General features: G+C 63.9%; 19 protein-coding genes and 1 tRNA gene. 7 read left to right on the top strand and 13 right to left on the bottom strand.

The window, feature by feature from the left end; all coding sequences use genetic code 11:
• Positions 1-44: 44 nt before the first annotated feature.
• The 5 genes from ACWAT4_RS03380 to ACWAT4_RS03360 form a co-directional block, all read right to left on the bottom strand.
• Positions 45-2,051 (bottom strand): SPFH domain-containing protein, encoded by a 2,007-nt coding sequence (locus tag ACWAT4_RS03380; RefSeq protein ID WP_212427873.1) that lies wholly within the window; start codon positions 2,049-2,051, stop codon positions 45-47.
• A 199-nt stretch (positions 2,052-2,250) separates the two neighbouring features.
• Positions 2,251-2,327: transfer RNA gene (locus tag ACWAT4_RS03375), tRNA-Arg, on the bottom strand.
• Between the two features lie 92 nt (positions 2,328-2,419).
• Entirely contained in the window at positions 2,420-3,058 is a 639-nt protein-coding gene (locus ACWAT4_RS03370) for an RraA family protein (RefSeq protein ID WP_212427872.1), read from the bottom strand.
• Positions 3,059-3,082: 24 nt separating this feature from the next.
• Positions 3,083-4,597 (bottom strand): AMP-binding protein, encoded by a 1,515-nt coding sequence (locus ACWAT4_RS03365; protein ID WP_212427871.1) that lies wholly within the window; start codon positions 4,595-4,597, stop codon positions 3,083-3,085.
• 111 nt (positions 4,598-4,708) lie between these two features.
• Entirely contained in the window at positions 4,709-5,728 is a 1,020-nt protein-coding gene (locus ACWAT4_RS03360; protein WP_212427870.1) for an alpha/beta hydrolase, read from the bottom strand.
• 209 nt (positions 5,729-5,937) lie between these two features.
• Here ACWAT4_RS03360 and ACWAT4_RS03355 point away from each other — a divergent pair, with 209 nt between their 5' ends.
• Entirely contained in the window at positions 5,938-6,552 is a 615-nt protein-coding gene (locus ACWAT4_RS03355) for a hypothetical protein (RefSeq protein ID WP_212303524.1), read from the top strand.
• Positions 6,553-6,642: 90 nt separating this feature from the next.
• Here the strand turns inward: ACWAT4_RS03355 and ACWAT4_RS03350 are convergent, their stop codons facing one another.
• Both ACWAT4_RS03350 and ACWAT4_RS03345 read right to left on the bottom strand, forming a co-directional pair.
• Positions 6,643-6,858 (bottom strand): hypothetical protein, encoded by a 216-nt coding sequence (locus tag ACWAT4_RS03350; RefSeq protein WP_212303525.1) that lies wholly within the window; start codon positions 6,856-6,858, stop codon positions 6,643-6,645.
• Between the two features lie 26 nt (positions 6,859-6,884).
• Positions 6,885-7,892, bottom strand: a complete 1,008-nt coding sequence (locus tag ACWAT4_RS03345; RefSeq protein WP_212427869.1) for a 2-dehydropantoate 2-reductase — start codon at positions 7,890-7,892, stop codon at positions 6,885-6,887.
• Between the two features lie 179 nt (positions 7,893-8,071).
• Between ACWAT4_RS03345 and ACWAT4_RS03340 the strand changes: the two genes are divergently transcribed.
• On the top strand, positions 8,072-8,644 hold the full coding sequence (locus tag ACWAT4_RS03340) for a YidB family protein (protein WP_449729794.1): 573 nt from the start codon (positions 8,072-8,074) through the stop codon (positions 8,642-8,644).
• 42 nt (positions 8,645-8,686) lie between these two features.
• Positions 8,687-8,959 carry a GlsB/YeaQ/YmgE family stress response membrane protein gene (locus tag ACWAT4_RS03335; protein ID WP_212303528.1) on the top strand — a complete coding sequence of 91 codons (273 nt, stop codon included), beginning with the start codon at positions 8,687-8,689 and terminating at the stop codon, positions 8,957-8,959.
• A 95-nt stretch (positions 8,960-9,054) separates the two neighbouring features.
• Here ACWAT4_RS03335 and ACWAT4_RS03330 read toward each other — a convergent pair whose 3' ends face one another.
• Positions 9,055-9,840 carry an SDR family NAD(P)-dependent oxidoreductase gene (locus tag ACWAT4_RS03330; protein WP_212303529.1) on the bottom strand — a complete coding sequence of 262 codons (786 nt, stop codon included), beginning with the start codon at positions 9,838-9,840 and terminating at the stop codon, positions 9,055-9,057.
• Positions 9,841-10,087: 247 nt separating this feature from the next.
• On the opposite strand from ACWAT4_RS03330, the gene ACWAT4_RS03325 reads away from it, so the two are divergent.
• The 4 genes from ACWAT4_RS03325 to ACWAT4_RS03310 all read left to right on the top strand — a co-directional run bounded on the left by ACWAT4_RS03325 (position 10,088) and on the right by ACWAT4_RS03310 (position 14,878).
• Positions 10,088-11,152, top strand: coding sequence for an acyl-CoA dehydrogenase family protein (locus ACWAT4_RS03325; RefSeq protein ID WP_212427866.1), 1,065 nt, complete (start codon positions 10,088-10,090; stop codon positions 11,150-11,152).
• 16 nt (positions 11,153-11,168) lie between these two features.
• Positions 11,169-12,329, top strand: coding sequence for an acyl-CoA dehydrogenase family protein (locus ACWAT4_RS03320; RefSeq protein ID WP_212427865.1), 1,161 nt, complete (start codon positions 11,169-11,171; stop codon positions 12,327-12,329).
• Between the two features lie 184 nt (positions 12,330-12,513).
• A complete protein-coding gene (locus tag ACWAT4_RS03315) occupies positions 12,514-13,332 on the top strand; it encodes an enoyl-CoA hydratase/isomerase family protein (protein ID WP_449729793.1) in 819 nt (272 codons plus the stop codon).
• Positions 13,333-13,588: 256 nt separating this feature from the next.
• Complete coding sequence (locus ACWAT4_RS03310; RefSeq protein ID WP_449729792.1) at positions 13,589-14,878, top strand: IS4 family transposase; 1,290 nt, start codon at positions 13,589-13,591, stop codon at positions 14,876-14,878.
• A gap of 143 nt (positions 14,879-15,021) precedes the next feature.
• Here the strand turns inward: ACWAT4_RS03310 and ACWAT4_RS03305 are convergent, their stop codons facing one another.
• The 5 genes from ACWAT4_RS03305 to ACWAT4_RS03285 form a co-directional block, all read right to left on the bottom strand.
• Complete coding sequence (locus tag ACWAT4_RS03305) at positions 15,022-17,136, bottom strand: acetate--CoA ligase family protein (RefSeq protein WP_449729791.1); 2,115 nt, start codon at positions 17,134-17,136, stop codon at positions 15,022-15,024.
• Between the two features lie 149 nt (positions 17,137-17,285).
• On the bottom strand, positions 17,286-18,035 hold the full coding sequence (locus ACWAT4_RS03300) for a VOC family protein (protein WP_212301814.1): 750 nt from the start codon (positions 18,033-18,035) through the stop codon (positions 17,286-17,288).
• A gap of 2 nt (positions 18,036-18,037) precedes the next feature.
• A complete protein-coding gene (locus ACWAT4_RS03295) occupies positions 18,038-18,829 on the bottom strand; it encodes an enoyl-CoA hydratase (RefSeq protein ID WP_212301813.1) in 792 nt (263 codons plus the stop codon).
• Positions 18,830-18,915: 86 nt separating this feature from the next.
• Positions 18,916-20,121, bottom strand: a complete 1,206-nt coding sequence (locus tag ACWAT4_RS03290) for an ABC transporter substrate-binding protein (protein ID WP_449729790.1) — start codon at positions 20,119-20,121, stop codon at positions 18,916-18,918.
• A complete protein-coding gene (locus ACWAT4_RS03285) occupies positions 20,118-20,282 on the bottom strand; it encodes a hypothetical protein (RefSeq protein ID WP_212301811.1) in 165 nt (54 codons plus the stop codon). The genes ACWAT4_RS03290 and ACWAT4_RS03285 overlap by 4 nt, the downstream gene beginning before the upstream one ends.
• Positions 20,283-20,387: the final 105 nt, after the last annotated feature.

Raw genomic sequence — 20,387 nt, 5'->3', positions numbered from 1 at the left:
AATGGGGGCTGGCCGTGTCCGCCCGCCCCCATTCGCGCGCGTGATCAATGCCCGTTGGACTTGCGGTCCGCCCGAGGCGCCTCTTCTTTCAGACGCTCCAGCGCATCGGGCATCATGCGGCCGAACATCGAGCTCAGCATCGCAGTCGGGATCAGACCCGCATTGTTGCTCTCCGCGCCTTGCGCGCCCGACATCAGGAATTGCGGCACCAAGGGCTGATTGATCCTGGTCAGTGCATCCGCGAACTTCGCAAAGTTCTGCTCGGCCAGCCTGAACTCGGGGCCGCCATAGGCGTCGACCGAGAGTTTGGTCGACTGGGCATTGGCGGTGCCGACCGCAAGCACGCGATCAGCTTCGCCCTGTCCCTCGAGCCGCGATTGCTCGCCGACGGCGGCGGCCGTCACTTTCCTGGTCTCCGCATCCTTCTGCGCGCGGGCCAGCGCCGCCGCGCCTTCGTTTTCGTTCACCTTGATCTGGATGAGCGACTGCGTCAGCGCCGATTGCGCCGCCGCCGTCGCCTTGGCCTCGTTCAGCGCACGCTCCTGAACGGCGGCTTTCTCCTGCTCCTGGTAGGTCTCGATCTGCTCACGCGCGATCTGGCGCGAGCGGAGCTGGATCAAGATATTCTCGATCGTGTGGTCGCCGCTTGCTGCGCGCGGCGTGCCGATCAGGACCTCCTGGAGGTCGAGCGAATAGCTCTCGAACTTCGCCTTCATCTGGGCAGCCGATTCCTCCTGGACCTGTGCCCGGTTCTGCAGCAGCTCGATCAGGGTCATCTTCTGCGCGATGTTCTTGAAGAACGCGCTGACCATGGGGTCGAGCGTCTGCTCGACGAGCTTCTTCACGTCGCCGAAACGCTGGATGATCATCGGCGCCTTCTTGTAGTCGATATGCATCACCACCGAGAGCGGCAGCGTCGGCTCGAACGCATCGCGGGTGATCAGCGAGATCTCCGAGAGGTTTTCGTCGAGCTTCATCGCGCCGACCTCGCCACGCACCCATTTCAGGATGAAGTTGACGGTCGGGATGATCTCGATCTTGCCGGCATAGGTGTTGAACGCGTATTTGCCAGGCAGCAGCGGATCCTTCCAGACACCGCGGCCGCCGTTCACGACCAGCTCGCCGTGGCGATATTGCTCACCCGAGACGTCGTCGCTGTGCGGTCCGGTGTAGAAGATGACGACGCCGACATTGCCGACCGGGATCACGGTCTTCGGCACCGCCTCGACGGTCGCAAACAGGCGGTTGATGTACCAGGTGCCCTCGACGATGATCTGGAGCTGCCGGCCGCGATAGCCGCCGGCGCCTAAGAATTTCTCGGGCTCCTGGAAATTGTTGTGAAAGATCTCGGCATCGCGCAGATCGGTGCCGACTTCCGGCGCGATGATCTCGCCTGGCGGCAGCGACGGGCCGTCATGCACGGTGACAACGCCGACCAGATCATGATCGGCTGCGAGCACGACGGGCGTGAACCCCCAGCGTTCGGAGATCGTGAGCTGCATGGCGTCGAGCACACCGCGCTCCTGCTCGCTCAGGGCATGGCCGTAGACGCGATCGTCGGTGATGATCGCGAACTGCGTCGTGTTGATCGCATAGGTGCCTTCCCGCAGGATCTTGCGCTGCGGCCCCTTCTGCCCGCCGCCGAGCAAAAAACGCCGCGCGTCCTGGAAGTCCGACTTGTCGTCGCTATCATTGGCGCCAAGCACCTGCGAGGCGCCGAGCGGCGCGCCGTCGCGCGCGAAGACATAGGCGATCTTGCCCTGTCCGACCGTGACGAGATCCGATTTGTGGATCCGGTACATGAACGGAAAGAACACGTGCAGGCCGCCGCGCAGCACTTCCGGCTCGTAGCCGGCTTCGCCGTTGAGCGCGATGAAGCCTTCGTCGATCGATCCTCTCGTCGACCACAGTTTCTCGACGATGCCGACCTGGTTGTTCGGGATGTAACGAAAGATATTGGCCATCCGCAGCAGGATGACAAACGCGATCGCTGCCGCGGCCCACAGCGCCGGCTGGATCAGCCAGGCGCCGTCAAAACCATTGAGGTTCATAGTTCATCTCCACAATTCGCAACCGGGCGGCCTTGTTAACCAAGGCCACAGCCCAGAATTGCGGGAGCGGAGATGTGAATACGCCCCCTGCTCCGCAAGCACGATGGCGCGCAAAGCAGAGCCGATCTTTTTTTATTGGGGGCTTGACGTCCGATCAGGAAAGAGCAAGCGGAGGCTTCTGAAAAGCCGCATTTTGGAATGGCGATCCCGGCATGACTCGAACATGCGACCTACGGTTTAGGAAACCGCCGCTCTATCCGGCTGAGCTACGGGACCGCGGAACCCGCAAATAGGGCGGGTTGCCTGGAGCAGTACATATCAAAGCGGAGGCCGAATCGGAAGCCCTTCGCTCACCAACAAGTGGGCGATCAGGACTTGCCATAGGCCCCCTGGTAGCGGCCCTCGCGGATCGCCTTCAGCGTATCGTCCTCCCGCTTGATCTGGACGCGCACGGCCTCCAGCAACGCCGCGGCGCCGACGGCGGGAAACGACACCACGCCGTCCTCGTCGCCGACCACGATGTCGCCGGGCGAGATCACGCTGCCGCCGATCGTCACGGGCACATTGATCTCGCCGGGGCCGTTCTTGTAGGGGCCGCGATGGATCACCGCGCGGGCGAAGCAGGGAAAGTCGTCGGCGGCGAAGGCCGCGACGTCGCGAATCGCGCCGTCGATGACGTAGCCTTCCGCTTTGCGCCATTGCGCGATGTTCTTCATGATCTCGCCGACCAGCGCCCGGGTCTCGTCGCCGCCGCCATCGACCACGATGACATCGCCGGGGCCGACCAGTTCGAGCGCGCGGTGGATGGCGAGGTTGTCGCCAGGCCGGGTGCGCACTGTGAAGGCCGCGCCGATCAGCCTGCCGCTGCGATGATAGGGTTTGAGCCCGACCGCGCCCGGCAGCCGGCCGAGATTGTCTGAAATGATCGAGGTTGGGGCATTCCGGAAGCCCTCGATGATATCCGCAGGTGGCTTCGGCACGCTGTTCGCTGCGATGGTGATCGTCATGAATTTCAGTCCTTCCGTCAATTCCTACTCGGCGTGAGCCTGTACCTTCGGCACGATGCGAAACCGGCGGCCTTCCCTCATCCACGCCGCGCGCTCGTCGCGTAACAGGGTGCGGCGAACCTTGCCGGAATCGTCGCGCGGCGATGCGCTGACGAACTCAAAACTCTCCGGGTGCTTGTAGCGGCTGAGCCTGTCCTTCAAGAAGTCCGCCATGCTGTCCGCGATAGCCTGTCCATCCGCGTTCGCCTCCGGTTCGATGATGGCGTGCACGCGCTGGCCGAGCTCCGGATCGGGCAAGCCAACGACGACGCAGGAGCGCACGCCGGGACACTCCGAGACCGCAGCCTCGACTTCGGCCGGATAGATGTTGGCGCCGCCGCGCAGCACCATGTCGGCGAGGCGGTCACCGAGATAGAGATAGCCTTCGGCGTCCAACCTGCCGATATCGCCGAGCGACTCCCAGCCGTCGGCACGACGCTTCGGCTCGGCGCCGAGATAGTGATAGGTGGCGTCCTTGCCGTCATTGTTGAGGAAGTAGATCTCACCGGTCTCGCCCGGCGCGACGTCGTTGCCGTCCTCGCCGATGATGCGGAGCTTCGCGGTCTCGCCGATCTTGCCGACCGAGCCCTTGTGCGTCAGCCATTCCGTGCCGGAGATGATGCAGGCGCCCTGCCGCTCGGTGCCGCCATAGAGCTCCCAGACCCGCTCCGGCCCCAGCCAGGCGATCCAATTCTCTTTCAGCCAGGGCGGCATCGGCGCTGCCATGTGAAACACGGTCTGCAGGCTCGACAGATCGTAGGCATTGCGAACGTTGTCCGGCAGCGCCCAGATCCGGTGCATCATGGTCGGAACGAAATTGACCCATTGCACGCGCTCGCGCTCGATCTGCCGCAGCGTCTCCTCGGCGTCGAACTTGACGAGGCCGGTGAGCTTGCCGCCGCCAAACAGGGCGTAGTGCGACACGATGAACGGCGCATTGTGGTAGAGTGGACCAGGATTCAGCAGCGAGGCTCCGAAGGGCATGTTGAGCGGTGGCGCTGCGGCCGTGTCGGTGACGGCGGGATTGTGATCGAGGATCACCTTGGGACGGCCGGTCGAGCCGCCTGATGTCATGGCCTTCCAGTAGCGCGCGACCGGCGGGTCGAGCTGTTCATCGGAAAACCCTTCCGGCACGAAATCCGCCGGCAGCCGATTCGGCGCATTCCAATCGGCCTCGCCGCCGACCACCAGCGCCGGCTTGAGAATGTCGAGCACGGCTGCAGCTTCACCGCGCGGCAGCCGCCATGACAACGAGGTCGGCGTCGCGCCGCATTTCCACACCGCAAAGGTGGTCTCGAAAAACGCATTGCCGTTGGGCAATCCGATGGCGACGAAATCGCCGGGCTTGACGCCCTTCGCCGCAAAGGCGCGTGCGCGCCGGTTGGCGCCGCGCTCGAGCTGATCCCAGGTCAGCGCATTCTGCCCATGTTTGACGGCGATCGTGCCTTCGGGTTTACGTTGAGCGTACCAGCGCGGCACATCCGACAGGGGCAGTAGCATCAGGCATTTCCACTTCGTCTTCTTGGCGTCGCCCCAGGATGAGGTCTTCGCGGGACGAAGTGTAACAGCCGGGGCTGGACCTTCAAGGCGCAAGCTTTCAGGGCGCTCGCATCAGCGCTCTGCGCCGCAGCCCGGACTATCGAACAGCGCCGCGAGGCCGCATTTCGAGGTCATCATCCTGTCGCCGTCACGACCGACGCCGGCGACGTCCCACACCCTGTGACCGGGCGTGCCGTGATTGCGTCTCGCCATCGCATCGGCATAAGCGTGGCCGCGGGCGTAGCGATTGGGGCCTTGCGCCTCGCCCATGCAGCTCTTGTCCGCTGCGGGCTTGGTGTCGAGCGTGCCGAGCAGATAAATCACGTCACGCTCGACATAGCGTTGCTCCAGTGCGGCTGGTGCCGCGTCCGCGAGATAGGGCGGCCGCTGGTCCATGCCATATTTCCAATTGTTGTAGCCCGGGCAGGACGCGGCGATCTTGGGTGCGGGCCGCTCGGCGTTGAAATACGCATACGACGCGGGGTTGGCGACGACATAACGAACATCGATGTGCTGGCGCGACAGCGCCGCCTCGCCCTTGCCGGCAATGGCATAGCGCTGCGCGACCTGGCCGCCGCCGGAATGACCGGCGACCACAACCTGCTTCAGGTTCGGGAAGACGCGCCGGTCGGAGAGCTTTGCCAGGATCGCATCGAGCGCCTCGAAGGAGGAGACCGGGTTCGGCGCAAGCGCGGCATCGCCGCCCTCCCATCCCTCCGGCGTCCAGCGCAGCATCTCGGCGGGAAGCTTGTGCGCTTCGATATCGACTTCGGCCAGGAACTGCGGAACGATCATGAGCGCGCTCTTGCCGTCGTCGCCGGCTGCGACCTGCGCGGTGTGAGCCGAGATGTAATATTCGTCGGCGTTGCGCAGGCGGCCATGCAGCACGATGACGGCGCGCGAGATCGCCGGCAGCGGCATCGACCAGTCGCTGGAGAGATAGAGCGGCAGGAGTCCCTGCCCGCCGACCGAGAGCCGCGCATCGGCAACGACCTTCACCGGCTTGTTGTTGGGGGCATCGTCCTCTGCGGCGAGCGCGCGGCCGCAGATCAGCGCCAACCCGATTGCGGCCAAGCAGCTCAGCGCCCTCATGACCAATATTTCTCCTCACGTCCAAATCGATAAAACTCTAATCGCATCATGTGCCGCGCGGCTGTGACTCCGGAGCCACGTCAAGCAAAAAATGTCAGCAAATCAGTCATGAAATTCCCGAGTTCCATGGGTGACAAATTGGCGATAATGGAGCAAAAATCTGTTTCGACTCGGTTCGGGTTGAGTCTCGCAGGGAATGCTATCGTAGAATGTCGGACGTAGTTCCATCGCGTCGTGCGGCGCCGCTACTCGTTGCCGCAGCAGGATTTTTTCTGCTGACCTCGGCGCATGCCCACGCACAATGGTGGAAGCGCGCGCCGGTCGACTTCGAGGAATGCGCCGACGCGGCGGAAAAATCCGCGACCAAAGCCGAGAAAACGTCAGCCCTTGCGGACTGTAACGCAAAGTTCGCCGGCCGTCGCAAGCCGGGCGGCGGCTACACCTATTACGACTTCCTCCAGGATCGCACTTTCAATATCGCAGGTCCCAACCCGACGCCGGAAGAACAGAAGAAGATCGACGAATCCTACACCGCCTATCTCGCCGATCAGCGCCGCAGCAATGAAGCGGCCCAGGCGATGGCGCGCCAGCAGCGCGAACAGCAGGAACAGCAAGCTCAGCAGCTCCAGCAGGTCGCGCTGCGAACCGAGGTCGAGCGTGTCCCCGTTCCAGTCGAGCGGCCGAAGACCATAGGCGCGCGAGCCAAGGGCACGCCCTGCACCAAGGGCTCGTTCTCCTGCGAATGGCCGCGGCTGTCGGAAAGCCTGAACGATTTGAAGAAGCTGTTCAGCCCGACACCAAGCAAGCCGGCGAGGAAGAGCTGACCACGCCCTCCGCTGTTGTCCCGGACAAGCGTAAGCGCAGATCCGGGACGACGACTGAGAACGTGGCACCACCGGCGCACACGCACCGTGTCAGTTCGGCTGCTTCTTCTTACTATGCTTCGGTTTGAGCACCGTTGCATTTGCCGGCGCCGTTGCCGTCTGTGAATTGCCCAACGCCTTGCGGCTCTCCTGCAAGCGCGCATCATAGCCTGGGGAGTTCATGACGGTCGGCGGCCGGGCCTCAGCGAGGGTGGAGGCGCCGCAGAGTGCGGCCAGCGTGAAAGCGATCATCATGTATTTTTTCATCGCGCTCCTCCATCGACCGTCGACACTCAAGCCGCACCACGGATCTGCTGCGGCGAAAGCCCTGGTGGCCCCTTGCCGGCGATCTCCGCCTCCTTGATCAGCGCAACAATGCGGCGCATCAGCGGCACCGCCACTCCGTTTTGTTCGGCCAGAGCGATGACAGCGCCCTGGAGATAGTCGATCTCGGTCTTGCGGCCCTGCTTCAGATCTTGCCACATCGAGGAACGCGCCTCCGGATCGATCTTCATCGTGCGTCCGAGAATCGCGTTGAAGATCATATCGGGCAATCTCAGCAAGGTCGGCGTCCAGCTCATCGGGATCGGCGTTGCAGAGACCGGCGTGATGCCGGCAGCGTTCAGCGCGGCCAGGCCTTCGGCCATCTGATCGGCGAACAGCCGTCGCCAGTTGCGGTTCGCCAGCTGCGCGGCGAGCGGCATGTCGGACAGCGCACTGAGGGCGTTGTTGAGATTGATGATCAGCTTGCCCCATTGCACGCCGGTGATGTCGCGGCTCGCGCGCATGGCGAGGCCCGGCACCGAAAGCGCTGCCGCCGTATTCGCGTCGTCAGCACCGACATGAATATCGCCGGACGTGGAGCGGTGAAAACGCCCCTCGCCCATCGCGATGACGTTGAACGGCACCATGCCGGCGAGCACGCGCCGGCCGCCGAGCCGTTCATTCAGCGCAGCGACATTGCCGACACCGTTCTGCAGCGACACGATGACCGCATCCTGAGGCGCGTGTTGCGCAATCTGATCCGCGACGTCGGCCGTGTCGGCGCTCTTCACCGTGACCAGGATGATACCGGCGCTGTGGAAGATGGCGGGATCCTCCGACAGCGCGAGCCGGCCCGCATCCAGCTTCTTCTCGGAGCCGTCAAAATCCGTGAGCCGCAGGCCGAACCGCTCGATCTCGGTCTTCACCCGCGACCGCGCCAGAAGGGCGACGCGACGATCGGCGGCAGCCAGCTGGCCCCCAACAAAACAGCCGATGGCGCCCGCGCCGGCCACCACGATCGGTCGATCCGTCACCACCTGAACTGCTCCCTCAAAACCCGCTTTCGATAGCAGAGGCAAAGGACAGAGGCGAGGCCGGCGGCCCATCGCGGCCAGGGCGCATCTGCCTTGTAACCGTCATGAGAGCCCCATATGTTTTTGCCCGGGGGCTTGTCACCGGCGAGAGCTCGCCGACGAGAACGCCAAAGGAGAGCACCATGGGTCTACTCGACGTCCTCAACGGCATGCAGAACGGGCCCCGCGGCCCGAGCACGCCGAGCTCACAGCAATCCTCCGGCGGCATGTCGCCGATGACCATGGCGATCCTTGGCTTGCTCGCCTGGAAGGCATTCAAGCATCTGACGGCTGGCCAACCGGGCGCCACGCCGCAGTCCGCGCCGGCATCTGTGCCTCCGCCGGTGAATGCGGGGCCGGGCGGTGGTGGCGGCCTCAGCGATGTCCTCAAGGGCGGACTTGGCGGCCTGCTCGCGGGCGGTGCAGCGGGCAGCGTTCTGAGCGGCGGCCTCGGCGATCTCCTCAATCAGCTCCAGCAGGGCGGCCACGGCGAGACCGCGAACACCTGGGTCGGCAAGGGTCAGAACAAGCCGATTGCTCCTGGCGATCTCGCCAATGCGCTCGGCGCGGACCAGATCGAGAGCCTGTCCGCCCAGAGCGGCCTGTCGCGCGACGAACTGCTTTCCGGCCTCAGCCAGTACCTGCCGCAGGTGGTCGATCATTTGACGCCGGACGGACGGCTGCCGACCGAGAACGAAATCTCGGGACGAATTTAGTCGCAATCGAGTTGACGTGGACCAGGCAAGGGGAGCACTGACATGAGCATGGGTGGCCTGTTGTGGATCATCGTGGTCGGCTTCGTCGCCGGCCTCATCGCGCGCTGGCTTGCGCCAGGGCCGAACAATCCGTCAGGTTTCATCCTGACGACCATCCTCGGCATTGTCGGCGCATTTCTCGCGACCTTCATCGGCCAGGCCATCGGCCATTATGGTCCGGACCAGGGCGCGGGATTCATCATGGCCACGATCGGTGCCGTGGTGGTGCTGTTCATCTGGCACCGGCTGGTCGCGAGCGGCGTGATCAAGGGGTAGCCACCGCCATTCCGGGGCGCGCAAAGCGCGAACCCGGAATCTAGAGATTCCGGGTACGATACTGTCGCATCGCCCCGGAATGACGTCGTGCAGTATCACGTAAGCAAATGCATCCCCGCATCCATGCGCACGACCTCGCCGGTCATGTTGCTGGAGGCCGGCATCGCGAGGAAGCAGACGAGTTGCGCGATATCCTCGGCGGAGGAGGCGACCTTCAGCGGCACCCTCGCCACCACGCTGTCGCGGACCTGCTTTGCCTGTGCTTCGCCGCGGCCCTTGGTGAACCAGGGCGTGTCGATATAGCCGGGGCACACCGTGTTGACGCGGATCAGCGGCGCCAGCGCGCGCGACAGCGACAGCGTCATGGTGTTGAGTGCACCCTTGCTCGCGGCATAGGCGATCGACGAGCCGACGCCGCTGATGCCAGCGACGGATGAGACGTTGACCACGGCCGATGGACGCCCCGAAGCCTTCGCACCGGCTTCGAGCAGGCCGCGCGCCGCACGCACCATCTGGAACGGTCCAATAGTGTTGACACCGTAGACACGCTGAAAATCTTCCGCCGATAATCCGTCGAGATCGGCATGGGCGACATGCTTGGTGGTGCCGGCATTGTTGACGAGGATGTCGAGCTTACTCCAGTTGCTCGCGGCTGCCACGATTCTACGGCAATCCTCGTCCTTCGAGACGTCGCCCTGCACGACCAGCACTTCCGCCGCGCCGGCCTCGCGGCAGAGCTGTGCCGTGGCCTCTGCTTCCTTCTGGCTCGACGAATAGTTGATGACGAGCCGCGCCCCATTCCGAGCGAGAATCTCCGCGGTCGCAGCACCGAGGCCGGATGCGGACCCCGTCACGATTGCGCACAAAGTGTCCTTGGCCATCCGGATTTCCTTCCCCTTGATTGAATGCAGGCTCTTGGAGCCGGCCCTGTTTAGCGAGTTTGCTGCGCCCTGCAAATCGAGCAAACTCCGCTAAGCGGAATTAGCTTGCCGCCCATGCCCGCGCCGCAGGTTGACCTGCGATCAACGCTTGTCAGGGCCATGGCTTTTTCAGATCATCGGGCGCAAGAAAGAGACCGCGCGCCGCCCATGGGAGCGGACGCGCCAATGGAAAAACACGGGGAACGCTGTGGTGGAGAGTGACAACATCGTCGTCGAGACCGCGGAGAAGATTTTCGCCGACCTCGCCGATCCGCAAACCATCAACAACGACAAGAAGAATTCGTGGCAGGCGCCGCTGTGGCAGGCGCTGAGCGAAGCCGGTCTGCCGCTGTCCTGGGTGCCTGACGATCTCGGCGGCTCCGGCGCGAGCCTGGCCGACGGTTTTGCCTTGCTGAACGCCGCCGGCCGCTTCGCTGTCGCGGTTCCCCTCGCCGAGACCATGCTCGCAGGCTGGCTGCTCGCTCAGGCCAGGATCGCCTCGCCCGAAGGCGAGATGACGGTGGTACCGGCCTCTCCCAAGGATCGCATCACGATTGACGGCGACGGCGCGCTCTCTGGCCGCGCCCGCGGCGTGCCCTTTGCCAAGGCAGCGAAGCACTTTGCGGTGCTGGCGCATGGCAAGGACGGCGTCTCGATCGCGCTGGTCGATGCGAGCAAGGTGCGAACCGAACCCGGCCTCAATGTCGGCTACGACCACAGCGACACCGTGACGCTGGACAAGGTCCAGCCCGTCACCGTCAAGCCCGCGCCGAAGGGCGTTGACCAGACCACGCTGATGCTGATGGGCGGCGTTGCGCGCAGCCTTCAGATTGCGGGCGCGCTGGAATCCATGCTCGACATTTCCGTGCGCTATTCCAACGAGCGCGTGGCCTTCGAGAAGAAGATCTCGAAATTCCAGGCCGTGCAGCACAATCTCGCCCGCCTTGCCGGCGAATCCGCCGCCGCGCTTGCGGCCGCGACATCGGCGGCCGACGCCATCGCGAATGCAAAATCCTTTGGCGACGAGGTCTATCTCGAAGCCGCGTCCGCAAAGATTCGCTGCGCGGAAGCTGCAGAGAAAGGCGGCGGCATCGCGCACCAGGTTCACGGCGCCATCGGCTTCACCATCGAGCACATCCTGCATCGCTATTCGCTGCGGGCGCTCGCCTGGCGCGACGACTTTGGCTCGGAGAGCTACTGGGCCGTCGAGCTCGGCAAGCTCGTCGCCGTCAGGGGCGCCGATGAATTGTGGCCGCTCGTGGCGTCGCGCTGACCAGGGAACGAAACACATGACCGCAGCCCTCCGTTTCGATCCGATCCGCCTGCCCGAGAAATGCGAGCAATTGCGCAAGGAAGTGCGCGCCTTCCTCGCCGAGGAAATCGCGGGCGGCACCTTCGATCCGCACAAACCCAACCGCGAAGACACCGACGTGCCGGAATTTTCCCGCAAGGTCGGCGCCAGGGGTTGGTTGGGCATGACCTGGCCAAAGAAATATGGCGGTCAGGAGCGTTCCTTCCTCGAGCGCTACGTGGTGACCGAGGAGATGCGCGTCGCGAATGCGCCGACCCGGCGCTTCTTCGTCGCCGATCGCCAGAGCGGGCCGGTGCTGCTGAAATACGCGCCCGAGCACATCAAGATGGACATCCTGCCGCGCATCTGTCGCGGCGAGATCTGCTTTGCCATCGGCATGAGCGAGCCGAACTCGGGTTCGGACCTGTTCGCGGCGAAGACACGCGCGACCAAGACCGATGGCGGCTATCTCATCAACGGAACGAAAATCTGGACCTCGTCGGCGCATATCGCCGACTACATGATCGCAATCTTCCGGACCTCGCCACCGACCAAGGAAAACCGCCGCCACGGGCTGACGCAGTTTCTGGTCAAGATGAAGCAGCCCGGCATCAAGGTGAATCCGATCGGGCAGATCACCGGCCAATACGAGTTCAACGAGGTCGTGTTCACCGACCATTTCATTCCTGACGATCACGTGCTCGGCGAGGTCGACGGCGCCTGGAAGCAGGCGACGAGCGAGCTCGCCTATGAACGCTCGGGTCCCGAGCGCTTCCTCGAAACCTATTACGTGCTGACCGAGCTGGTCCGCGCGGTTGGTCCCAACCCGGACACGCGTAGCGCCGAGGGTATCGGCCGCCTTGTTGCACAGCTCCACACCATGCGGCGCATGTCGGTTTCGGTTGCGGGCATGCTGCAGGCCGGCAAGGAGCCGGTGGTGGAAGCGTCCATCGTCAAGGACATCGGCACGGTGTGGGAGCAGCAGCTTCCGCACCGGGTGCGCGATCTCGCCGCCTTCGTCGAGGAGACCGCGACCAACCGCGAGACGCTGGAGCGACAGCTCGACTTCGCCATCAAGACCGCGCCGAAACTCACCATCCAGGGCGGCACCACCGAAGTGCTGCGCGGCATCATCGCGCGCGGGCTTGGACTCCGCTAGATGGGATCGCAACCCTGGCGTCGCGCTCCGTTTCTTCTCCCATGGGGAGAGGTCGGCGCGTAGCGCCGGGTGAGGGGTTAGGATCTCACGATAGAGCTGATCCCCTCGCCAGGATTCGCCGGCGCAAATCGACCTCTACCCATGGGAGAGGTGGTTCTTCGCTACTGAGATACTGGAGACAAGAATGAGCACTTATAACGATATCGGCGTCGAGAAGGTCGGACATGTCGGCACCATCGAGATCCGCCGCCCGCCGCTGAACTTCTTCGACATCTCGCTCATCAACCAGATCGCGGATGCGCTCGACGAGTTCGACCGCGACATCGAGATCCGTGCTTCCGTTCTCTCGGCCCAGGGCAAGGCGTTCTGCGCCGGCGCCAATTTCCAGGACCCGGCGCGGCAGGCGCAGGAGGCGCAAGAGGCGCAGAACAAGGCAAAGGGCGATCCGGCCGACAGCCTCGGCCCGATCAACCATCTCTACATCCAGGCCGTGCGCATCTTCCGCGCCAAGAAGCCGATCGTCGCCGCCGTGCAGGGTGCCGCCATCGGAGGCGGCCTCGGACTTGCCGTGTCGGCGGATTTCCGCGTCACCTGCCCCGAAGCGCGCTTCTCCGCAAACTTCACCAAGCTCGGCTTTCACCCCGGCTTCGGCCTGACGACGACGCTGCCCGAGCTGATCGGCAAGAACAACGCCGAACTGATGTTCTACACCAGCCGCCGCGTCACAGGCGAAGAGGCCTACAAGTGGGGCCTCGCCAACGAGCTGGTGCCGCAGGATGAGGTGAAATCTGCCGCAATGAAGCTCGCCGGCGAAATCGCCGAATGCTCGCCGCTCGGCCTCCTCTCCACCCGCGCCACGATGCGCGCCGGCCTCGCCGACCGTGTCATGGCCGCGACCAATCACGAGCTCGCCGAACAGACCCGCCTGCGTGCGACGGAGGATTTCAAGGAAGGCGTGAAAGCCACGGAAGAGCGGCGCGCGGCGAATTTTAGGGGGCGGTGATCGCGGCTGCGTCTCGCCGTGTCACTCTAGTGCTTCCACAAACTCCCGCGTCGTCCCGGCGAAGGCCCTAGGGCATGCACACATCTTTCTTGGCAGGAAGTTGCCTTGGGGGATTCCCGAATCGGCACTTTGTGTGATTCCTATTGCGACACTTCGGCTTTGGCGGAGGTGTTGGCATGCTGTCAGGCATCGATTGGACCTTGGGCCGGTTCGGGGATTGTCGTCTCGATAAAGGGGGGCGGCTCTCGTCGAACGCATGGTTGCGGGCAATACGGTCTGCCTGCGTCGGCTTTCCAAGGGAGATCGCGCGCTGGAAGTGCGGTTCAACCGCTTTCTCGGCCACGACAAGGTGACGGCGGAGCGGATTATCGAAAGCTGGAGCGAACGCACGATCACCGCGGTGGAAGGCCGCCACGTGCTGGCCATCCAGGACACCAGCGAGATCCACTTCAACACGACGCCACAACGACGGCGCGGGCTCGGAGAAATCGGCAAAGGCAATAATTATGGCGTGCTGTTGCACCCGCTGCTGGCGGTGGATGCCGACGATGGCACCTGTCTTGGGCTTTTGAGCGGACAGATATGGACGCGCCAAGGCCGCCGCACGACCTCGCACGACAATCGGGAATTATCGGACAAGGAATCGCAGCGCTGGATATCCACCGCCGTTGCGGCCAGGCCGCTGCTCACCAAGGCCTCGGCGGTGACAGTGCTGGGGGATCGCGAGAGCGATATCTTTGCCCTTTATGCCAGTTCGGCCGAGCAGCACTTCCACGTCATCGCGCGCAGTATGCATGACCGCAAGCTTGCAGACCGCAACGCTTTATATGAGGTCAGCGATGCCATGGCCGCGGCGGATCGGCGTGCGGTCCAACTGCCTGCGCGCGCCGCACGGCCGGCACGTCTGGTCCAGCTCGAACTTCGCTTTGGCACGATCGAGCTTGCCCGCCCACAGAGCAAGTTCCTGCGCCATCTGCCGAAAAGCTTGCCGCTGGCGGTGGTCGACGTGCGCGAGATCAATGCCAAAACCGGCGTCGAGCCGCTGCACTGGCGGCTTCTCACCTCTCACGACGTCGCCGGCATTGAAGACGCCTGGCGTATCGTCCAATGGTACAAGCAGCGCTGGATTATCGAGCAGTTCTTCCGCGCCCTGAAGACGCAAGGCCTTAAGCTCGAAGACAGCCAGATCGGAACCGCCGATCGCCTTCTCAAGCTGGTCGCTATAGCCGCCAAGGCCGCCGTCATCACGATCCAGCTTCTGCAAGCGCGCGGTGGCGGTCAGCAGCTCCATCGCGTTGCCTTCAACGACGGCGAAATCGGTGCGCTTGCTGCTCTCAACAAGCAACTCGAAGCCAAGAGCAAACGACTCAAGAACCCGCATCCGCCCGACAGCCTCGCCTGGGCCGCCTGGATCATCGGCCGCCTCGGCGGTTGGGATGGCTATCCATCGTCCAAACCGCCGGGCCCGATCACCTTCAAAAACGGCCTCGAATACTTCAAAGCCGCCGCAGCCGGATGGAGCCTCAGAGATACGTGCATGCCCTAGGGCGAAGGCCGGGACCCATACCCTCAGGGAGAAGTTGTAGCGCGCAGCCGGTCGCCACGAGCCTTCGCCAAATCACTCCCTGTAGTTATGGGTCCCGGATCTGCGCTGCGCTTGTCCGGGACGACGGCAGTGGTTGTGGCGGCTTACTTCCTTCCCACCACCAGCGCGTCGACGATCGTCACGCCCTGTCCCTCCTGATGCACCAGCACCGGATTGAGCTCGATCTCCGCGATCTCACTTGCATGCCGCGCAGCGAGCACTGAGACATCCGCGATCAACTGCGCTAGCGCCACGACATCTGCCTTCGCTGCTCCGCGAAACCCGTTCAGCAGCGGTGCAGCCTTCAGGCCCGCCAGCATCGCGCCGGCATCCTCCGCACTCACCGGCGCCGGGCGATAGGCGACATCGCGAAACAGCTCTGTGGTGACGCCGCCAAGTCCCACCATCACCATCGGGCCGAACGTCTTGTCCGTCATCGTACCGATGATGATCTCGACGCCGCGCCTCGCCATGGGACCGACCAGCACGCCCTGAATCGTCGCCTCCGGTCGGTGCTTGCGCGCATTGTTCAACAATGCCTCGAACGCCAAGAACACCTCGCCCTTGGTGTTGATGTTGACCCGCACGCCGCCGACTTCGCTCTTGTGCGCGATGTCGGGCGACTGGATCTTCATCACAAGCGGGAAACCGACGCGGGCGACCGCGGCGTCCAGTTCGCTCTTGTCCTTCACCAGCATTTCGTCCGGCAGCGCAATTCCGGCGGCGCGGAGCAGTGCCTTGCTGTCGGCTTCAGACAAGACCGGCGAGATCAGATGCGCGGAGAGATCGCGCGCCGGCGGCCGTGCGTCGTCCGCGGGCTTCGGCAGACTGAACTTCGCGTAGTCGACGATCTGCCGCAACGCGACCCCGGCATGCGTGAGGCCCGGGAGCACCACAACGCCGGACTTCGCCAGGTCGTGCCGGGCGAAATCCGACGGCACCGTGTAGGAATAGAACAGCACCGGCTTCTTCTGCGCTGCCAGCACCGGCTTCAGCTCGGCTTCCTTGAAGGGCCTGCGCACCTCACTCGACAGCGACAGCAGGACCAGGACCGCATCGACCTCGTCGGAGGCCGTCAACAGATCGACGCTCTTTTGCAGACCGCCCGATGTGACGCCTTGCGCCGTGACATCGATCGGATTGCGCGCGGTGCCGTACGATGGCATCAGCTCTTTGATATCCGTCTGGATGGCGTCCGAAAGCTCCGGCACCCGCAAGCCCTGCAGCGCCACCGTATCTGCCCCCCAGATGCCGGCGCCGCCCGAGACGGTCACGACCGCAACACGATCACCTTTCGGCAGCGGATTACTCACCAGCACCGCCGCGATTGTCAGCGCCTCGTCAAGATCGTTGGAGACGATGAAGCCATATTTCGCGAACACCGCGTCATAGGCCGCCGACCAGCCGGCCATGCTCGCCGTGTGCGAGGCGGCTGCACGCTCGCCAGCGCCGGAGCGGCCGACTTTGGTCACGATGACCGACTTCTTCAGCTCGGCAGCGCGCCGCGCGGCAGCAAGAAACTGGTCGGCGTCGCGGATGCCTTCGATGAACAGCAGGATCACGTCCGTCGAGGCGTCCTGGATCATATAGTCCAGGAACTCGCCGGCACCGAGATCGGATTCATTGCCGGCACTGACGACATAGCTGACGGCGACGCCCAGCGCTCTGGCACGATGATAATAGGCAAACCCGATGCCGCCGCTCTGCGCGACGATGCCGATCCGCTTTGTCGTTGCCACCAGCGGCGCCACGCCCGGCTTGACATCGACCGCGGGACTAAACGTCGCCGCCACCCGCTGCGCCTGGCTGAAAAATCCCTCGGCGTTCGGCCCCGAAATCCGCATGCCGGTGCGCTTCGCCAGCGCCGCGATCGCATCCTGCATCGCCGCGCTGTCGCCGCCTTCTTCGGCAAAGCCGGACGAGATGATCACGGCGTTCTTGACCTGAGCGGCGGCGCATTGCTCGAGCGCAGACAGCACAGCGCGGGCCGGGATGATGATGACGGCGAGATCGACCGGCGCGCCGATCTCCGCGACCGACTTGTAGCAGGCGAGGCCATCGATATCGGCACAGTTCGGGTTCACCGGATAGATCCTTCCGGGATACTCGTTCCTGCGCAGCATCGCGAGCAGGCGGCCCGGAATCTTCTCGTGGTCGCGGGAAGCGCCGATCAGCGCGATGCTTGCCGGTGCGAAGAAGCTATCGAGCGGATGTGGCATGTGCGGATTCCAGTCGTCAATCTGGCGCTATCCTCGTCATGGCCGGGCTTGTCCCGGCCATCCACGTCTTGCTTCTCAACGATCGCCTATTACGTGGATGCCCGGGACAAGCCCGGGCATGACGACACAACGAGAAATGTCGCAAGTGGTCAAGCAGTAAGCCGGAACGTCACGCCGCCCAGCAGGAACTCATTCCCGGCAACTGCCAGCCCTTTCGCTTTGGCAGAGTGCAGCACCTGGGCCACATCGGCCACGCGAAACTCGAGCGCACTCATGATCTCGCTAGCGCCCGTGACGAAACGGAAGGTTGCGTTGGGCAGCTTCAATTCAGAGCCAATAGCCGCAACGCCGATGATCTTCCCCCAATGCTCCGCCAATCCTTGCGGATCCGGGCTCTGCATCTCCACGCCCGTCAGGGCCAGCGTCACGTCCTTACGGATAAACTTTTGCCAATCCGGCCCGGCCGGCGGATAGGGGCCCAGGATGTCGTCGCTGCCGTCGGTGTGGTTGAATTCGATGAAAGCGGCGCGGCAGTCGCGGGGGTGGAGCTGGACGCCATGATAGGGCGCGTGGTCGATCACGTTCGCGGTGCGCACACCCATCGCATTGGCATGACGGCCGCGCTCGTCCGGATCGTCACAGCAGAAGATCGCCATATAGCCGCCGCGGCCGCCGGTCTTCTCGATGAAGCGGCTTGCGGTGGTGCCGTCCTTGAACGGCGCGACGACCTCGAGCAGGATCGTACCGACCGGGAGCAGCGCGTTCTCCAGGCCGTATTTGGCAACATTGCCGTCGCGGTAGCAGACGGCAAGGCCCATGATCTCGCCGATATCGGAGATCACGGGCGCCAGCTGCGGCGCGACGAGGCAAATCTGACGCAGCCGGATATAGCGCGTCATCGTCATGCCCCCTTGAACGACGGCTTGCGCTTCTCGACGAAGGCCTTTGCGGCCTCCTTGTGATCCTCGGTGTCGCCGCAGCGGGTGTGATGGATCGCCTCGCCGTCGAAGCAATCTTCCAGCGGAAGATGCTCGGCATTGTTGATGTTGCGCTTGATGAAGCCAAGCGCGATCGAGGGGCCTTGCGCCAAGGACAGCGCGAGCTCATGCGCGGCGGCGTCGATTTCGGCGTCGGCGACGACCTTCGTCACCATGCCGATCGCATGCGCTTCCCTGGCCGTGAGCACCGGCGACATCATGTAGAGCTCTCGCGCCCGGGCGCTGCCGAGCAGCTGGGTGAGGAAATAGGTGCCGCCGTAATCGCCGGAGAAACCGACTTTTGCGAAGGCGGTCGTGATCTTGCAGGATTCGCTAGCAATCCGCAGGTCGCAGGACAATGCCATCGACAGGCCGGCACCGGCCGCAGCGCCATCGAGCTGCGCCACCACGGGCTTTGGCATCTGGTGCAGGATGCGCGAGACTTCCATACCGCGGCGGAGGTTCGCCATCTTCACTTCGAACGGCAGCGGCGCGCGGCCGGCCGCCATCGACTTGACGTCGCCGCCGACGCAGAACGAGCCGCCGGCCCCCTTGAACAGCACCGCCCGCACCTCGGAATCGTCAGCCGCACGCCGCGCCGCCTCGACGAGGCCGGCGACCATCTCGGGATTGAGCGCGTTCTTCCGCTCGGGACGATTCATCGTGATGGTGAGCAGCCCGCCCTCGAGCTGTTGCAGGACCATGTCGTTGCTCATGGGTGTTTGCCTCTTGTTCGATGCTTCGATTTTGCTCCGTCATTCCGGGGCGCGACGGGCGGTAATTGGGCTCGCTGGCGAGACCGTCATTTCTTCACTAGCGGGCAGCGCGACTGCTCGATCGACTGGAACGCCTCGCTACCTGGCACGGTCGCGAGCAGCTTGTAGTCGTCCCAGCGCCCCTTGGATTCCGACGGTTTCTTCACCTCGAACAGGTACATGTCATGGATCATGCGGCCGTCCTCGCGGATCTTGCCGTTGTGAGCGAAGAAGTCGTTGATCGGCGTCTCCTTCATCACCTTCATGACCGCCGCCGCGTCCGTCGTGCCCGCCGCCTTCACCGCTTTCAGATAGTGCATGACGGAGGAATAGACGCCGGCCTGTGCGGAGGTCGGCGGTCGCTTGACGCGCTCTTGAAAGCGCTTCGAGAAAGCGCGCGTCTCGTCGTTCATATCCCAGTAGAAGGCCTCCGCCAGCAGCAAGCCCTGCGCCGTCTCCAGCCCGATCGAGTCGATGTCTGTGACGAAGGCCAGCAGCGGCGAGACCTTCTGGCCACCCTTCATGATGCCGAACTCGGCCGACTGCTTGATGGCGTTGACGGTGTCGCCTCCGGCGTTCGCGAGTCCGATCACCTTGGCTTTGGAGGCCTGTGCCTGAAGCAGGAACGACGAGAAGTCCGACGTGTTGAGCGGATGGCGTACGCCGCCGAGCACCTTGCCGCCGGTCTTGGTGACGACGGCGCTGGTGTCCTTTTCCAGATCCTGACCGAAAGCGTAGTCGGCGGTGAGGAAGAACCAGGTGTCGAGGCCCGACTTCACGGCGGCAAGGCCGGTCACATTGGCCTGGCCATAGGTGTCGAATACGTAGTGGACGGTGTAGGGACCGCAGGCTTCGTTGGTAAGACGGATCGAGCCCGGGCCGTTGAACATGATGATCTTGCCCCGCGCCTTCGCGATCTCGCCGGCGGCAAGCGCGGTTGCGGACGCCGCGACGTCGTAGATCATCTCCACGCCCTGGTTGTCGAGCATATCGCGGGCGATGTTGGCGGACAGGTCTGCCTTGTTGAGATGGTCGGCTGCCAGCACCTGGATCTTACGACCCAGCACCTCACCACCAAAATCCTCCACCGCCATCTTGGCCGCGGTCTCGCTGCCTGGACCGGTGATGTCGGCATAGAGGCTCGACATATCGAGGATGCCGCCGATCTTCAGGGGTGGTTTGTCTTGGGCCTGCGCGGCGCTCGCGCTGAGGGCAAACGCGGCGGCAAAAATGCCCGACAAAACATGCTTCATGGAAACCAACCTCCCTTGATCGCCTGGCTCTGAACGGCGGCTTGATTATTGCTCTTGTCGCGATCATGCCGCATGCGCAGGAGCGCAGCAAGCAGAAGCGCGATGCGCATCGCGCTGGCGCTCTTATGTTTTCCGCAAAACGGAATGGTCGGAAGACGCAAGATGTTTCCGCCTCGTCAATTGCGAGCCACGGGGTCCGCGCGAAGCGCGGACCCATGACAGGCTCCGCAAAGCAACCCAGAATCTCGCCGCGGAAGGACTCTGGA

It is taken from the genome of Bradyrhizobium sp. T-1 (assembly GCF_053592855.1).
Note: the sequence above shows the minus strand (reverse complement) of the source record. Positions and strands in the feature narration are given on the sequence as shown.

Bases quoted from the DNA above. Each gene is read 5' to 3' on its own strand.
- ACWAT4_RS03290 (WP_449729790.1), bottom strand. From the start codon at position 20,121: ATGAAGCATGTTTTGTCGGGCATTTTTGCCGCCGCGTTTGCCCTCAGC.
- ACWAT4_RS03315 (WP_449729793.1), top strand. From the start codon at position 12,514: ATGAGCACTTATAACGATATCGGCGTCGAGAAGGTCGGACATGTCGGC.
- ACWAT4_RS03350 (WP_212303525.1), bottom strand. From the start codon at position 6,858: ATGAAAAAATACATGATGATCGCTTTCACGCTGGCCGCACTCTGCGGC.
- ACWAT4_RS03380 (WP_212427873.1), bottom strand. From the start codon at position 2,051: ATGAACCTCAATGGTTTTGACGGCGCCTGGCTGATCCAGCCGGCGCTG.
- ACWAT4_RS03370 (WP_212427872.1), bottom strand. From the start codon at position 3,058: ATGACGATCACCATCGCAGCGAACAGCGTGCCGAAGCCACCTGCGGAT.
- ACWAT4_RS03305 (WP_449729791.1), bottom strand. From the start codon at position 17,136: ATGCCACATCCGCTCGATAGCTTCTTCGCACCGGCAAGCATCGCGCTG.
- ACWAT4_RS03300 (WP_212301814.1), bottom strand. From the start codon at position 18,035: ATGACGCGCTATATCCGGCTGCGTCAGATTTGCCTCGTCGCGCCGCAG.
- ACWAT4_RS03340 (WP_449729794.1), top strand. From the start codon at position 8,072: ATGGGTCTACTCGACGTCCTCAACGGCATGCAGAACGGGCCCCGCGGC.
- ACWAT4_RS03330 (WP_212303529.1), bottom strand. From the start codon at position 9,840: ATGGCCAAGGACACTTTGTGCGCAATCGTGACGGGGTCCGCATCCGGC.
- ACWAT4_RS03320 (WP_212427865.1), top strand. From the start codon at position 11,169: ATGACCGCAGCCCTCCGTTTCGATCCGATCCGCCTGCCCGAGAAATGC.
- ACWAT4_RS03310 (WP_449729792.1), top strand. From the start codon at position 13,589: ATGGTTGCGGGCAATACGGTCTGCCTGCGTCGGCTTTCCAAGGGAGAT.
- ACWAT4_RS03355 (WP_212303524.1), top strand. From the start codon at position 5,938: ATGTCGGACGTAGTTCCATCGCGTCGTGCGGCGCCGCTACTCGTTGCC.
- ACWAT4_RS03365 (WP_212427871.1), bottom strand. From the start codon at position 4,597: ATGCTACTGCCCCTGTCGGATGTGCCGCGCTGGTACGCTCAACGTAAA.
- ACWAT4_RS03295 (WP_212301813.1), bottom strand. From the start codon at position 18,829: ATGAGCAACGACATGGTCCTGCAACAGCTCGAGGGCGGGCTGCTCACC.
- ACWAT4_RS03360 (WP_212427870.1), bottom strand. From the start codon at position 5,728: ATGAGGGCGCTGAGCTGCTTGGCCGCAATCGGGTTGGCGCTGATCTGC.
- ACWAT4_RS03335 (WP_212303528.1), top strand. From the start codon at position 8,687: ATGAGCATGGGTGGCCTGTTGTGGATCATCGTGGTCGGCTTCGTCGCC.